Source organism: Paenibacillus sp. NRS-1760, from assembly GCF_050467785.1.
In the GTDB taxonomy this organism is placed as follows: domain Bacteria; phylum Bacillota; class Bacilli; order Paenibacillales; family Paenibacillaceae; genus Pristimantibacillus.
In genome coordinates this window covers 22,853-38,939 of the sequence record NZ_JBITPK010000030.1, presented here as the reverse complement: position 1 = coordinate 38,939, position 16,087 = coordinate 22,853, and the positions used below count along the sequence as shown (strand labels likewise).

Sequence of the window (16,087 nt, the reverse complement as noted above, 5' to 3'; positions counted from 1 at the left end):
CAACCCCATATGCAAAGGAGCATTACGTTGAAAAAGATCTTGTTTATGCTCGGGAATATCGCATGGTATTTAGGTATCTTCTACGCTTTGCTTTATCTGCTGCGATCAACCTATCAGTATGAAGCTACACTCGGCCTTGCTAAGTTTATGGATCGTAACCCGGCGATGTTCATGGCGGTATTATTTACCTCCATTTTGCTCATCTATATGCTTGTTTTCCGTTTGAAGAGAAGCATATGGAAAGAGCAGAAGCAAACCTTGTTTCAAGTTAGCGGATTCAAGAGAATCGGGGGCAAAGATGCCGGGTTGATGCTGGCTATGGGAGCAGCCGGATGCCTGTTTAGCATTGGTCTAATTGAAATTGATGTCATTGCTCAGCACTTTCCATCGATCCCCTTTCTCGTAGATGATCTCATTAGGGGAGATTCCATTTTATTCGTTATTTTAGGTGCGGGGCTTATTGCCCCCATCTATGAAGAAATTTTGTTTAGAGGATTAATTTACGGACAATTGCGTCAAGTGATGCCGATGTATGCTGCGCTTATTTTGCAAGCATTGGTTTACGCCTATTTTCAGCCAAGCCTCAGCCTGTCATTCATTGGTTTTGGTTCTGGACTCATCTACGCGATATTGTATATCCGAATAGGGAGCCTGTGGGCGCCAATTATTGTACAAACCTCAGCCATGAGTCTTATTTTTATAACAAAATATGTTGGATGGCATGAAGCGATTAACGAAATAGGAGAACCAACGTTGTATGTTTTAACGGCTGGAAGCCTGCTCTTTCTCGTAGGAGGAACGGCATATATTTGGCGCAGAGGGCTCGAAAAAGGTGCAAGTTCAGTACAAGCAGACCCGATTACGGTTGGAAGAGGGCGATAAGATGAGAAATTGGACTGTATCGATAGGGCGTGTTCTACTAGTCATCGGTTTGTATTTCGCCTGGTTTCTTACCGTTACCAAGTTGTTCTTTGCTTATATCTACCCGTTAAGTCCTTGGTTTGAACAAAATACGCTTACTGTCATCATATTAAATGACATTATTGGTTTTCCGCTTATGTACTTTGCAATAAAGCTAATATTTAAACAAAACCTATTCAAGGAAGCCCGATTTCAAAAGATGGATGGCAGCGCTATTTCCTTGTCGCTATGGGTGGGTTTGGGTGCGGGGTTGTTCACTGTGGCTTTCTCGCAATTGCCTGCGATCCAGTCTGATCAGTTCAAATTCCAAGAGTTGTTCGAATATTTGAATCGGGCAGAATGGTATGTTTTCCTCGTTTTTCTATTGCTAGGCAACGTATACAAGGAAACGTTATTCAGAGGTTTGCTGCTGAACAGTTTTAGAGGCGTTCTGCCTGTCGCCGTTGCGATTTTTCTGCAAGGGTTATTATATGGCGTTCTATTCTTCTTTGGCGATATTCCGCTTTCCTTGTATGGGTTTCTTGGCGCTATCATTTTTGCCCTCCTGTACGTATGGTTTGATTCCATCTGGGCGCCGATTGCCGCGCAGGTGGCTTGCCAAGGAGTTCAATATTTGCTCTGGCATCTAGGCCCGAAGAGTGATGATATATTCATATTGTCAGCCGTAATGGCAGTTGCAGGTGCCATGATTGCCGTTGGCTTATATTTGGGCAATCGGCGCTTGCGCAAGCCATTCAGTCACGAAGAGGTCATTCACACATGAGAACTTTAACTGTGATTAGTAAGGTTCTACTCTATTTAGCTATTTATATCTGCGTAGTTTTATTCACGAATTGGGCGTTGAACCATTGGATTCAAGATGCTGAGTTTAGTGCTTGGCTTAGCAAAAATCCAGCGAGCTCTCTTATCGCAGCGAATACGATTGTGATCGCCATTTATGTGCCGCTGCTTCGCTGGCAAAACATTCGAATGCAAGACCTCGGCTTCGTTCGCCCACAATCAGCAGCGATGGCTGCTGGGACAGGAATTTGGCTTGGTCTGTTCATCGCGGTGTTCACACAGCTTGGTTGGATCGCTGAGAATTTTCCGGAAATTGCGAATTTGGTTCAATTTGTAGCTGGTGGAGGGAATTTCTTCGTATTTGTATTGAGCAGCTTATTGCTAGGTTCTTTGCTCGAGGAATTGTTATTCCGGGGGATGCTGATCCATGTTTTCCGCCAACGATTCTCCTGTGCATGGTCTGTGCTGCTGCAAGCTTTGTTGTTTGGAACTGTATTTATGAGCGTAACCATTGGTGCTTTCGCTGCTCTTGGAGCGATTATTTATGGTGTAATTCGCGTGACTACAGGATCGATATGGTCATCTTTGCTCGCGCATGTGTTCAGTACAGCAACCTTGTATGTCGTCTCTCATTTCATGAAGGATTCCTCTCCCGAAACTTTTCTTATTCTGTCGTTCATAAGCGGATTAGCGATTATTGTGCATTTGTATATTTTGCTGCGTAGACAATCGGAAGATTTGAAGCGGCACAATAAAAGTATATCGAGTTAAATCAATGATTTATGGTAGTGATCACATTGCCACTGCAAACAACCGCAAAAGAGGAGTGTGCAGCATGTTCCAGTTGGATTTGTTGGAACCAAATCGCAATGAAAATGAAGGAGACGCAGGTCGTGACGCGGTGCTGGAAACCGCAAGCCAAGAAATTGCGATCATCGGCATTTCTGCCAAGCTTCCGAAGTCAGCCACACACCGAGAGTTTTGGGATATGCTGCAAAATGGAGTGGACGGTGTACGCTCCTTCCCGCAGTCGAGGCGGCAGGAGTTGGAACCGTATCTTCGTCGCTTGAGCGCATTGTATGAAACCATTTCAATATTTGATGGTGCCTATTTGGAGGATATCTCCTCTTTCGATTATTCCTTTTTTCGATTGTCTCCGATGGAAGCTTCACTAATGAGTCCGAACCAGCGCATGTTTCTGCAGACCGCATGGAGCGCATTGGAGGATGGCGGGTATGGGGGCGAAGCGCTCCATGGCTCACGAACAGGTGTATTTATCGGTCATAACGCTGATGCGCTGCATGATTATAAACGTATTATTGAAACGGTAAATCCAGAAGCGCTCGCAATGGCAGCGCCAGGCAATTTAAGTTCAATGATCGCAAGCCGCATCTCTTATCTCTTGAATTTGAAAGGGCCGGCACTTAATGTCGACACCGCTTGCTCATCCTCTCTTGTGGCCGTCCATTTAGCATGTCAGTCCATTCGCAGCGGTGAATGCGATGCAGCTATCGCTGGAAGTGTGAAGCTCAATCTGCTTCCGATCGATATGGGCATTCGGCTTGGGATCGAGTCAAGCGACAACCGTGCAAAGCCGTTTGATGACCGCTCAGACGGGACGGGTATCGGGGATGGTGTAGTCGCATTGCTGCTTAAACCGCTCGCAAAGGCGCTGCAGGATGGGGATCATATTTATGCACTCATTAAAGGGAGCGCTATGAATCAGGATGGCAGCTCCGTAGGCATCACTGCGCCTAACGCCTTGGCGCAGGAGGATGTTATTGTCCGTGCTTGGCAGGATGCAGCCATTGATCCCGAAACGATCATGTATTTGGAAGCGCATGGTACAGGCACCACATTGGGAGATCCTATTGAAATTGACGGCATTACGAGAGCATTCAGACGTTTCACTGACAAGAGGCAGTTCTGTGCGATTGGCTCGGTCAAAAGCAATATCGGACATCTCGATCATGCTGCTGGTATTACGGGGCTGCTGAAGGCAGTTCTTTCCCTTTGCAATAAACAGATTCCACCTACGCTGCATTATCGTTTCCCCAATCGCAAAATATCGTTTGTTGATTCTCCAGTGTATGTCAACGACAAGCTGTCGCATTGGAATAACGAGCTTGGTGCGCGTAGATGCGGTATTAGCGCATTTGGTATGAGCGGAACCAACTGCCATGTTGTGCTGGAAGAAGCACCTTCAATGTCAATGAATGATAGCGTTATGTTGGACGAGGAACCGCATGCAGCTTATGGGGAAAGGAAAAATGAAATTTTTTGCCTATCCGCCCAAAACGAATCGGCTCTTAAGCGATCCATTATTAATTATCGTGCATGGTTTGCCGATCAGGAACAGCACGAGTGGCGCTTATCGGACATCTGCTATAGCGCGGCGATAGGTCGCGGACATTATCAATATCGTTTTGCGATCGTCGCCAAAAATGAAGTTGAGCTTAGAAATAGGCTGGATGCCTTAGATGTTGAGCGGTTGCAAAACACGATGATGCCGAATATTTATTACGGCGATTCAAATGCAGTGCATACGGGAGGGAATGACGAGCGAAAGCAAAAAGAGCTCTTAGAGCAGGTTGTCCGCAGTAATCGGGGCAACGATGATGCAAGTACACAGTTAGCTCAGTTATATGCAGCTGGTGCTAAAGTAGATTGGAAGGAGCTTTATCGTGATGAGAGACGCAGAAGGGTACCGCTGCCTGTATATTCTTTTGATCCCTATCCGTGTTGGGTAGAGGAAGATGATCGCAGTGTTAATATAGCACCTCTGACAGAGATCAAGCATGAATCGGCAGTTAACCACGTGAGGCTTGGCAGTGAAGGTGCCGTCTCGGAATCGGAGCAAAGTGTCGCTAATGTATGGGGGGAACTGCTCGGTTATCGTGAGCTCAGCAATGATGCTAACTTCTATGAACTGGGCGGTGATTCGATCATTGCGCTGCGAATCGTTAATTCACTTAGTCAAAGCTGGGGGATTCGACTAGAAGTGCAGCATTTGTTAGGACATCCTACACTTAGCGAGTTTGCTGGAGTTGTGGAAGAGCGGCGATTGAGGAGCGGTTCGCCAGAAACGGAAAAAGTAATTCATATGCCCCTGGTGGCGGAGCGGGAGTATTATACAATCTCTTCGTCGCAAAAGCGCATGTATTTGCAGCAAGCTGCCTCGCCTAGTGATAGAAGCTATAATTTGCCGGAGCTTTTACATATAGAAGGGGAAATTGATGCAAGCAGATTGGAGACGTCTATTCATTCATTGGTAAAAAGGCATGAGATGTTAAGAACGTCATTTGCCATAGTAGACGGTGAAATTTGTCAATTTGTCCATACTGATGTTCACTTTTCCCTTCAGCGGCTTCAGGCATCAGAAGAAACGGTGATTGAAACGCTGCATAGCTTGTTTACATCATTTGACCTGAGTCATGCACCGCTGCTTCGCGCTGCTTTATTGACCCTCAACCCTGAGCGGCATGTGTTGTATTTGGATATGCATCATATTGCTTCGGATGGCTTCTCAGCAGGTATTTTGCTCAAAGAGCTTATGATGCTTTACCGAGGAGAGAGTCTTGAGCCGTTAACCTTGCGGTATATAGACTACGCAGCGTGGCAGAGAGAGGAACTGCAATCGGAGCGGATTGAGCGACAGAGAAGTTACTGGATGAAGCAGTGCCAAGGGGAGTGGCCTGTACTGGAGCTTCCGACTGACTTTCCTCGCCCTCTGATAAAGAGCAATCGCGGCGAAACATTTGATATATATGTGGACAACGAATTATCGGATAATTTGCGAAAGCTGGCAAAATCAACGGAATCTACGTTATTTATGGTGCTTTTATCCGTCTATTATACCCTCCTTGCAAAGTATTCTGGCGGGGAAGATATTGCTGTAGGCACACCGATTGCGGGGAGAGTCAACCGTGAAGCTGAAACTCTGGTAGGGATGTTCGTCGGAACACTTGTATTGCGCGGGTATCCCGTGGCAAACAAACCGTTTGCCCAGTTTTTGGAAGAGATAAAAGCAGCATCAACAGAGGCTTATGAAAATTCGGATTTTCCATTTGAAGAGCTAGCGTCCATGGTGGATCGGCGAGACAGCAGCCGCAATCCGTTATTCGATACGATGTTTATTATGCAAAATTTGAACATTCCCAACTACTCGAGTAAAGAATTGGCCTATCGGCACGAGAGGTTCCCGCATGGGACGGCGAAATACGATCTGATGGTTCAAGCCGTGGAGCAAAATGACGGCACCCTGCGATTGGTAGTCGAATATGGCAAGGACTTGTTCCGCGAAGAGACCGTAAGGTCGATGATGAGGCATTACGTTACGTTGCTAAGTTATGTAACGGACTATCCAGACCATACATTAGGCGAGTGTGAAATGTTGTCCCCTCAAGATTACAACAAGTTGCTGACGGAATTTGGCAGTCGTGCGGCTGCTTTCCCTAGCGCTCGCTGTATCCACAGCAGCTTTGAAGAACAGGCAAGGCGGGTTCCTGGAAGAGTCGCCGTTCAGTGCAGAGGGGAGTCATTAACGTACGAACAATTGAATGGGCGAGCAAATGCGCTGGCGCGCAAGCTTGTTCGCTGCGGTGTTGGCCCTAACAGCATTGTCGGTGTGATGGCTGAACGTTCGATTTCAATGGTGACAGGAATGCTTGCGATTATGAAGGCTGGCGGTGCATACCTGCCAATCGACCTTCAATATCCGCAGGAGAGAATTAGCTATATGCTTGCTGACAGCGGAGCAAGTTTGCTCTTAGTAGACGATTCGGTTCATAGAAATGCGTATCCATCCGTTCAGGAAGTTCGATTAACGGATGAAACGATATATGACGGGGATAAAAGCAATGTGGACGTATCCATTTCAGCAGATGATCTTATGTATGTCATCTATACTTCGGGATCTACTGGGCAGCCGAAGGGGGTTATGGTTCCGCATCGCAGCTTCTATAACTTCAGCCATTCGTTGAAGCTGTTTTATGACGGAAATTTTGATGAAAGAGACCGCTGCTTAAGCCTTACCAATATTTCGTTTGATGTGAGCGTTTGCGAGCTGTTTATGCCTTTTATGTTTGGCGCGTCCCTTGTCCTTTATCCAAATCCCAAGCTGCTTGATCCTAGAGAGCTAGCTAAAGTAATAGTAGAAGAGCAGATAACTTTTGCATATATTCCGCCGACGCTGCTTCGGGATGTGGCGCAAGCGTTGGAACAATCGAGGATGACGATCTCCTTGGACAAGCTGCTTGTTGGCGTTGAACCTATAAAAGATACAACGCTTGCGCTTTTTGTTCAATTAAATCCGAATATACGAATGGTTAACGGGTATGGTCCGACTGAGGCAACGATCTGCTCCAATATGTATGTGTATAAATCAGCTGCTGCCAGCGGAGTTAATGTACCAATTGGCGGGCCGATGCATGGCGTCGCTGTTCATATTTTAAATTTTGGAGACAAGCCTGCACCGGTGGGAACGGCTGGGGAGCTATGCATCTCTGGCAGCGGCCTTGCTGCTGGGTATGTTAATAAACCGGAATTGACCGCGGAACGGTTTGTTGAACACCCGCTGCAGCCTGGCACCATTATGTACCGTACCGGTGATTTAGCTAAGTGGCTGCCAGACGGAAATGCGGTGTATTTAGGCCGGATGGATGATCAAATCAAGCTGAGAGGCATTCGGATTGAGCTAGGAGAAATTGGTGCGCAGCTTCAAAGACATGAGGCGGTAGATGAAGCGGTTATCATCGCACATGAGGATCAAGCAGGCGATAAAAAACTTTGCGCATACATGGTTGTAAATCAAACAATCGGAGCTCAGGATTTAAAGATCTTTTTGAAAAGTAAAATGCCAGACTATATGATCCCTTCGTTTTTTATGGAGATCGATGCGATACCGTTAACACCTAATGGCAAAGTGGATCGCAAGGCGCTCCCAGAACCTGTTTTACAGCAACGAGTCGTGGCTGAGCTTACCCTGCCGCGAACCTCGCTCGAGACAGAGGTCGCTGAAATATGGAGAGATGTGCTCGGCATTGAGCAAATTAGTATGTATGATGATTTCTTTGAGTTGGGTGGACATTCCCTGAAGGCTGCGGTATTGGTAAGCCGGATTCAAGCTAAATTCCATGTTGAAATGCCGCTAAGCGTCGTATTTGAGCGACTGTCTGTTGCGAGTATGGCTGAGTGGCTGGCAGGGGGAACGCGGTTAAATTCTGAGCTAGGCATCGCAGGAGCTATCATTCCACTGCAAGCAAATCGGGATCATTATCCAATGTCTCCTGCACAGAGACGCCAATATATGATCGAGCTCATTGCCGGACAATCGACGATGTATCATATTCCGTTTGTGCTTCACATTCACGGTAATTTGGAAAAAAAGAAACTGGAAGCCGCGTTTACTGCTCTAATTACGAGACATGAGAGCCTGCGAACATCATTCCACTATGTGGGTGAAGAGTTCTGTCAGCGAATTCATCCTGCAGAGCCATTTCAGCTAACGGAAATGGTTATAAAAGGCGAGCAGGCTGAACTATGGCAGCGCGCGTCATCTGCAATCGGAGCAGATATGAGGATCAATGAATTAATGGCCCAATTTACAGATCCATTTGACCTCGGAAGCGGTTCACTGCTAAGAATCGGTCTTGCTGAATTGGCAGAAAACCGTCACTTGTTATTGCTGAACATCCATCATATTGTGACGGATGGGATATCGATGAGCGTGCTCATAAAAGAGTTGATCGATTTATACAACGGGCAGGCATTGCCAGAGCTGACGGTGCAATATCGAGATTATGCAGTCTGGCAGCTGGAACGATTAAGCGGTGACTATTACTCGAAGCTGAGGCGTTATTGGCTGGGCATGTTCTCGGACGAACTCCCGGTGCTTGATCTGCCTGCAGACAAGCAGCGTCCGGCGGTTCAGCGTTTTGAGGGCCGAAGGTATGCTTTTCAGCTAAACGAGGAGCTGGCATATCGGGCGCGGCAATTGGCAAGGGAACGAGGGACGACGTTATATACGCTGCTGCTTAGCGCTTATACGGTTCTCCTTGGGAAGTATAGCGGACAAGAGGATATTATCGTGGGTACTCCCGTAGCCGGACGCAATCACATTGATGTAGAATGGCTAATCGGCATGTTCGTCAATACGGTCGCCATTCGTTGCCGCCCGCAATTCGGAATGACGATTGGCAGTTACATTACTGAAATGCACGGGAATGTGCTGCAAGCGCTGGAGCATCAGGAATTTCCGTTCGAGGATCTTGTAAATCAGCTTGATATGGAACAGGATTTAAGTCGCAATCCCCTATTTAATACGATGTTTATTTTGCAAAATATGGAGCAGCCAGCAAGGCAAGCGGGGGATTTGATCTTTGAGCCGCAGCCGTACGAAACTGGGTTCAGCAAGTTCGATTTGTCGCTGGAAGCAGTGGAGACGGGGAAGGGGATCACATGCTGCCTTGAGTATGCTACCTCCTTATTTCATGAGAGTACGATCGAGAGAATGGCCGCGCATTTCTGCACAATCGTTAAGGAGATGACATCAAGCGAAGGGTCCAGAAGGACAATTGGTGAGCTGGAATTATTGAATGAGGCAGAGCAATTGCAGCTTTCTTCGCTGTTAACAAGCGCTGATGATAAAGCGGAACAGAAGGGTAATGTCATCGGAGAAAAGGTAAGAGATGCGCTGCTCGATGAAACGAAAGAACTGGAAGAGATGACAGCAAATCATGCTCATTTCTCTGCATCCACCGAAGAACATCCCTGCTGGATGAGCATCATGGCGGAAATAGAGCGGCAAGCGGCAGAAACTCCGCATTCCGCTGCGATTTTATTTGGTTTGGAGACGCTCTCGTATTTCGAATTAAATGAGCAAGCGAATCGTCTTGCCCATACGCTTCGCAGCCGCGGGGTAGGACCGGAGCGAATTGTAGCATTGATGGCAGACCGATCACCTCTGTTATTGATAGGCATTCTTGGCATTTTGAAAGCAGGAGGGGCTTATGTCGCTATTGATCCGGCATACCCTGCTGAGCGTATCCAGTGGATGCTGGAGGATTGCGGCGATCAATGGCTTCTGACAGAAAGGAAATATGCCGGGTTTGTCATGAACGCTTCAGAAGAATGGTATTTGGATGATGCAGATCTGTATAGCTCGGAACGAAGAAATCTGGAGATCGTAAGCCGTCCGGAGCATCTGGCGTATGTACTGTATACTTCTGGCTCAACGGGCAGGCCGAAGGGTGCAATGATCGAGCATCGCGGACTGGCAAGCTTTGTGAGTTCATTCGGTGAGCGAATTCCATTCGAAGCAGGCCAAAGCATATTGGCAATGGCGACCGTATCCTTCGATATTTTCATTGTAGAGAGCCTGCTCCCATTAACAATGGGGATGAAAATGGTGCTGTGCAATGAAGAGGAACGGGGTGATGCTCATCTGCTGCAGGAGCTTATAAGTAAGCATCGGGTAGAAGTGCTGCAAATTACGCCATCGCGTTTCAAGTGGTGGATGGCGCAGGTGAGCCAAAGCCAGGTTTGGAAATCCTTAAGCGTAGTCATGATTGGAGCGGAGCCGTTGACGATGGATCTGCTGGAGAGACTTCGTTCGGTGACGAATGCACGTATCTTCAATCTCTATGGACCAACGGAAACAACGGTATGGACATCGGTGTGCGAAGTGACTAGCGGTGATAACATTACGATTGGCAAGCCTATTTCGGGAGCAGCAATGGTTGTGCTAAATCCAGCACTGCAGCTGCAGCCGACAGGTGTAATTGGTGAAATCTGCATCTTAGGAGCAGGCGTTGGACGGGGGTATCTTTGCCATCCAGAATGGGATCATGGAGTATTCATCACGAGTCCGTTTAATGCAGGTGAGAGGATGTACCGCACGGGTGATCTTGGCCGAAGGCTGGCAAACGGTGAATTTGTATACGCAGGCCGCCGCGATCATCAGGTAAAAATACGAGGACATCGCATTGAAACCGGTGAGGTGGAGCAGCAGCTGCTGCTGCATGAGCATGTGAAGGAAGCGGTTGTCATCGCATTTCAGGAAGAGGAGGGCGAGCATGCGCTTTGCGCGTATGTTGTACCCGCTTCTGACTCTAGTTGTAACAACAATATTAACGAACACAACCTCTCCGACATGATTTCGGAGCTGCAGACCCATCTCAGCAGCAAACTGCCTGCCTATATGATTCCAGCTTATGTGATGCTGCTAGATGCAATACCGCTCACACCAACCGGAAAGCTGCATCGAAAGGCGCTGCCGAAACCTCATAAGGTTGCGCTGCGTGAGCGCCAGTACTTAAGACCAAGAAACGAGACGGAACATAAGCTTGCCGAGCTGTGGAAAGATTTGCTGAAATCGGACGATATTGGCGTGATGGATAGCTTTTTCGAGCTTGGCGGCCATTCGCTCAAGGCTGCAGCGCTGGTAAGCCGAATCCACGAGCAGTTTGGTGTACATGTGCCGCTGAGGGAGCTGTTTTTAAATCCAAAGCTAGGGTCCCTTGCTGAAGTAATTGAAAGTAAACATCTGCAAACATATGAATCGATTCCGCGCCAGATGGATCAGGAGCATTATCCGATGTCGCATGCGCAGAGAAGACAATACTTGCTGGGGCTGCTAACAGGAGAATCAACGATGTACCATGTTCCGTTTGCACTGCGAATTCGGGGCAATCTGGACGCTTCGAGACTTGAAGCTGCGTTTACATCATTGGTCGCTAGGCATGAAAGTTTACGAACTTCGTTTCATTATATTCATGAACAATTCAGGCAGCGTGTCCTCCCAGCGACGGTATTTCATTTCGAGGATGGTGTAGAGGAACTAGTACCAGCTGGCAAGTGGTTGGGAACTTCTGGTGATGATGTAAGCGCTGAATCCGAATGGCTGAATGAGCTTACTACAAAGTTTATAAGACCATTTGATTTGGAAAGCGGGCCGCTGCTAAGGGCAGGTCTACTTCAGCTGGAAGAAGAGCATTACTTGCTGCTGCTGGATATCCATCATATTGTGACTGATGGCGTTTCGATGAGTGTGCTGGTAAAGGAATTAACGGCATTATACGGCGGAAATGAACTGCCAGAGCTGCGGGTGCAATATAGGGATTATGCGGTCTGGCAGGAAGGACAGCTAGGCGGTGAACCATTCGAGGCGCATGAGCGTTACTGGTTGAAGAAGTTTGAAGGCGAGCTGCCGCTGCTGGAATTGCCAACAGATAGGAAACGCCCGATCGTTCAAACTTTCAAGGGGCGAAAACATGTCTTCCATCTGAACGGAGAGCTTGCACAGCGAGCGCGGCGTTTGGCGGTAGAGCAAGGTGTGACACTATATTCAGTGCTGCTGAGTGCTTATGCTTTTATGCTTGGGAAGTACAGTGGACAAGAGGATATTATTATTGGCACGCCAGTAGCTGGACGTAATCATGCTGATGTGGAGGGACTCATCGGCATGTTCGTCAATACAGCAGCCATTCGTTGTCGACCACAGCTCGAACGTACGGTTAGCAGCTACATTGTCGAATTGCACGAGGATGTGCTGCAGGCGCTGGAGCATCAGGAGTATCCGTTCGAGAAGCTGGTGGAGCGGCTAAACCTCGTTCAGGACAAGAGCCGAAATCCGTTGTTCGATACGATGTTTATTTTGCAAAATATGGAGCACTCAGCATTGAAAACGGGCGGTTTGAGCTTCGAGCCGCAGCCGTTTGAACACGGTGTCAGCAAGTTTGATTTGACACTTGAAGCTGTAGAGCGCGGGGAAGGCATTGCCTTCAGCTTGGAGTATGCAACGGATCTGTTTCATGAGGAAACGGTCATCAGGATGGCGCACCACTATTGCACGATTATTAAAGCAATGACATCGAGCGAAAATCGATGGCGAACTCTTGGTGAACTAGAGCTGTTAAACGATGAAGAAAAGCTGGAGCTGCTTGCGGAATTGGATAGCATGACGCGGATGAAGAGCAGTGGTGCTGATGTCAGAGGGGCTGTAGCACCAGAAGATGCACCCGCTAAAATGCCGCTGAGTATGCAGGGCCAAGATTTATCTTTACCAGGCGTCCCGTTCAAATGGCGATCCGTCACCGAAGAGATAGAGCGGCAGGCAGCAAAAACTCCAGATGCGGTTGCAGTCCATTTTGAATCGGAGCAGATGACCTATCGCGAACTAAATGATAGATCCAACCAGCTGGCACATACGCTTCACAGCCGCGGGGTGGCACCAGAGCGAATCGTAGCGCTGATGGCAGATCGTTCACCCCTGTTGATGATCGGCATTCTTGGCATTTTGAAAGCGGGTGGCGCTTATGTTGCTATTGATCCGGCATACCCTGCTGAGCGTATCCAGTGGATGCTGGAGGATTGCGGCGATCAATGGCTTCTGACAGAAAAGAAATATGCAGGGTTTGTCATGAACGATTCAGAAGAATGGTATTTGGATGATGCGGATCTGTATAGCTCGGAACGAGGGAATCTGGAAAATGTAAGCCTTCCCGAGCATCTGGCGTATGTACTGTATACTTCCGGCTCAACGGGCAGGCCGAAGGGAGCAATGATCGAGCATCGCGGACTGGCAAGCTTCGTGAGCGCATTCCGTGAGCGAATTCCATTCGAAGCAGGCCAAAGCCTATTGGCAATGGCGACCGTATCATTCGATATTTTCATCGTAGAGAGTCTGCTCCCATTAACAATGGGAATGAAAATGGTGCTGTGCAATGAAGAGGAACGAGGCGATGCTCACCTGCTGCAGGAGCTTATAAAGAAGCATCGGGTAGAGGTGCTGCAAATTACGCCATCACGCTTCAAGTGGTGGATGGCGCAGGTGAGCCAAAGCGAGGTTTGGAAATCCTTAAGCGTAGTCATGATTGGCGCGGAGCCGTTGACGATGGATCTGCTGGGGAGACTGCGCGCGGTGACGAGTGCGCGTATTTTCAATCTCTATGGCCCAACGGAAACAACAGTATGGACATCGGTGTGCGAGGTAACTAGCGGTGAAGTGATTACGATTGGCACACCTATTGCAAGGGCAGCAATGGTCGTACTGAGTCCCGAGCTGCAGCTGCAGCCAACAGGTGTGATTGGTGAAATTTGCATCGGAGGAGCAGGCGTTGGTCGGGGTTATCTTCGGCATCCGGAATGGGATCAGGGAGTATTTATTACGAGCCCGTTTGGTACAGGTGAGAGGATGTACCGCACGGGTGATCTTGGCAGAAGGCTGGCGAATGGTGAATTTGTATACGCAGGCCGCCGCGATCATCAGGTGAAAATACGAGGACATCGCATTGAAACCGGTGAGGTGGAGCAGCAGCTGCTGCAGCATGAACGTGTGAAGGAAGCGGTGGTCATCGCGTTTCAAGAGCCTGAGGGTGAGCCTGTTCTCTGCGCTTATGTTGTCCTGCAAAAGGCTGATGACGCTGATCTGCCCAATATGACCTCGTACGCGGAACATTATGTTGCAGCAGCTTTCGAGAGTACCCATATGGGAGAACCCCTTTGGTTAGAGAACGTAGGCGGGCATTCTCTCGGAGCAACCGAGGAGCTCATCCAATATCTAAGAGGCAAGATGCCTGCTTATATGATTCCAACCTATGTGATGCTGCAGGATGAAATACCGATGACGCCAACAGGCAAGATAAATCGCAAGGCACTGCCAAGACCGCAGCAGACAGAACGGAAGGTACGACATTACCGGGAGCCAAGCACGCAGACGGAGCGCAAGCTGGTTATGCTCTGGCAGGAGCTGCTATTGACGGAAAACATCGGAGCGACAGACAGCTTCTTCGAGTTAGGTGGACATTCGTTAAAGGCGGCAACATTGGTCAGTCGGATAGGCTTACAATTTGGTGTGCGCGTGCCACTGAGAGAATTGTTTCAGAATCCGACACTAGAGTCACTCGCTCTAGTAATTGAAGGTCAAAGCCAGCAAACGTATGAATCGATTCCGCGTCAGATGGACAGGGCATATTTCCCGATGTCGCGCGCTCAAAGAAGGCAATATGTTTTATCTCTGCTATCTGGAGAAGCAACGATGTATAATGTCCCATTTGCACTGCATATCCGTGGGAAGCTGGATGCGAAGAAGCTGGAGCAGGCGTTCACCTCTTTAATCATGAGGCATGAGAGCTTAAGGACGTCTTTCCATTATGAGGATGGACAATTCAGACAACGAATTCATCCATCAGCGGCATTTAAGCTGGAGGGCAATGCATGGGCACGAATGACTGCCAAGCGTTTGTTGTCAGAAGCGGGAATGGATGAAACCATCACTAGATTAATGTCGCGGTTCATACGTCCCTTTGATCTTAGCAGTTGCTTATTGCTGCGGGCAGCTCTTGTTCCGCTAAGCTCCAGCTCTCACTTGCTGCTGCTTGATATGCATCATATTGTTACGGATGGTGTATCGGTCAGTGTGCTTCTGAAAGAATTGATCGAATTGTACTCCGGAAATGAGCTTGCAGAGCTGCGGGTGCAGTATAGAGACTATGCCGTATGGCAGGAAGCTCAATTAAATGGTCCAGGGTACGAGGCGCATGAGCGCCACTGGCTGGATATGTTCTCAGGCGAACTGCCGATACTGGAGCTCCAGGCGGATAATCCGCGACCAGCGATGCAGAGCTTCGAGGGGCGCAGATATAGTTTTAAGTTTAATGAGGAGCTTACGAGAAGAGCGCAGCACATGGCAAGAGAGCTGGGGACAACATTGTATACGGTACTGCTTGGTGCTTATGCGCTTTTGCTTGGCAAGTACAGCGGCCAAGATGACATTATTATTGGCACGCCGACAGCGGGACGTGACCATGTTGATCTTGAGGGCCAAATCGGCATATTCGTTAATACAGTTGCGATTCGATGCCGACCACAGCCTGAAAGAACACTCGGTGGTTACATCACCGATGTTCATAATGACGTACTGCAAGCGCTGGAGCATCAGGAGTATCCGTTTGAGGATTTGGTGAAGCGATTGGCGCTTGGGAAAAATCAGAGTCGAAATCCTTTGTTCGACACGATGTTCATTTTGCAAAATATGGATCGTTCTGTCATGCAAGGAGGCGATTTAACCTTTGAGCTTCAGCCGTTCGAGCCGGGAGTTAGTAAATTCGATTTGACTCTGGAGGTTGTGGAGAGCAATGGAGAAATGATTTGCAGCTTGGAGTATGCCACAGCATTGTTTCACTCAGATACGATTACGCGCATGGCTCAGCATTATTGTGCAACCGTAGAGGAAATGACGGCTGCGGCCAGCCCTCTAATGAAACTAAGCGATCTATTGCTGCAAGATGGTCCGAAATAAGATCGTTCTCGGTGGTATTTCCTTCGTGCAGTACCGCCGAGAAACGATTAAATGATACGAGTTTGGATCTATTAAGGAGGATAAGCG

4 protein-coding genes are annotated in these 16,087 nt (G+C 48.2%); all 4 read left to right on the top strand.

Annotation, left to right across the window (positions count from 1 at the left end; all coding sequences use genetic code 11):
• Positions 1-27 precede the first annotated feature (27 nt).
• The 4 genes from ACIFSR_RS34125 to ACIFSR_RS34110 all read left to right on the top strand — a co-directional run bounded on the left by ACIFSR_RS34125 (position 28) and on the right by ACIFSR_RS34110 (position 16,000).
• Positions 28-882: a CPBP family intramembrane glutamic endopeptidase gene (locus ACIFSR_RS34125; RefSeq protein WP_430063677.1), complete on the top strand. Its 855-nt coding sequence runs from the start codon at positions 28-30 to the stop codon at positions 880-882.
• Between the two features lies 1 nt (position 883).
• Positions 884-1,684, top strand: coding sequence for a CPBP family intramembrane glutamic endopeptidase (locus tag ACIFSR_RS34120; protein WP_430063675.1), 801 nt, complete (start codon positions 884-886; stop codon positions 1,682-1,684).
• Positions 1,681-2,472: a CPBP family intramembrane glutamic endopeptidase gene (locus tag ACIFSR_RS34115; RefSeq protein WP_430063673.1), complete on the top strand. Its 792-nt coding sequence runs from the start codon at positions 1,681-1,683 to the stop codon at positions 2,470-2,472. The genes ACIFSR_RS34120 and ACIFSR_RS34115 overlap by 4 nt, the downstream gene beginning before the upstream one ends.
• Before the next feature lie 64 nt (positions 2,473-2,536).
• The gene (locus ACIFSR_RS34110) at positions 2,537-16,000 is read left to right on the top strand and encodes an amino acid adenylation domain-containing protein (protein WP_430063671.1); all 13,464 of its coding nucleotides are present in this window, start codon (positions 2,537-2,539) and stop codon (positions 15,998-16,000) included.
• Positions 16,001-16,087 lie beyond the last annotated feature (87 nt).

Excerpts from the sequence above, each read along its gene's own strand:
- ACIFSR_RS34110 (WP_430063671.1), top strand. The coding sequence starts at position 2,537 with ATGTTCCAGTTGGATTTGTTGGAACCAAATCGCAATGAAAATGAAGGA.
- ACIFSR_RS34115 (WP_430063673.1), top strand. The coding sequence starts at position 1,681 with ATGAGAACTTTAACTGTGATTAGTAAGGTTCTACTCTATTTAGCTATT.
- ACIFSR_RS34120 (WP_430063675.1), top strand. The coding sequence starts at position 884 with ATGAGAAATTGGACTGTATCGATAGGGCGTGTTCTACTAGTCATCGGT.